The 285-nt window shown below is 68.1% G+C and carries 1 protein-coding gene; it reads left to right on the top strand.

Annotation, left to right across the window (positions count from 1 at the left end):
* A partial coding sequence (locus tag SB786_RS36025) for a hypothetical protein (RefSeq protein ID WP_410731548.1) occupies positions 1-285 on the top strand: 285 nt, incomplete at both ends.

Below are 285 nucleotides of genomic sequence, written 5' to 3'. Positions count from 1 at the left end.
GCCCGCACTGCGAAGGCACGCGTCTGCGCCGCGAAGCGCGCTTCGTGCGCATCGGCGCGGGCGAGGACGCGCGCGCCATCTATGAAGTGAGCGGCTGGCCGCTGCGCGACACGCTCGGCTACTTCCAGACGCTGCGCCTCGAAGGCGCGAAAGGCGAGATCGCCGACAAGGTGGTCAAGGAAATCGTCGCGCGGCTGATGTTCCTGAATAACGTCGGGCTCGATTACCTCTCGCTCGAACGCAGCGCCGAAACGCTCTCGGGCGGCGAAGCGCAGCGCATCCGCC

This window comes from Burkholderia sp. SIMBA_062, from assembly GCF_046534765.1.
Lineage (GTDB): Bacteria > Pseudomonadota > Gammaproteobacteria > Burkholderiales > Burkholderiaceae > Burkholderia > Burkholderia ambifaria.
Note: the sequence above shows the minus strand (reverse complement) of the source record. Positions and strands in the feature narration are given on the sequence as shown.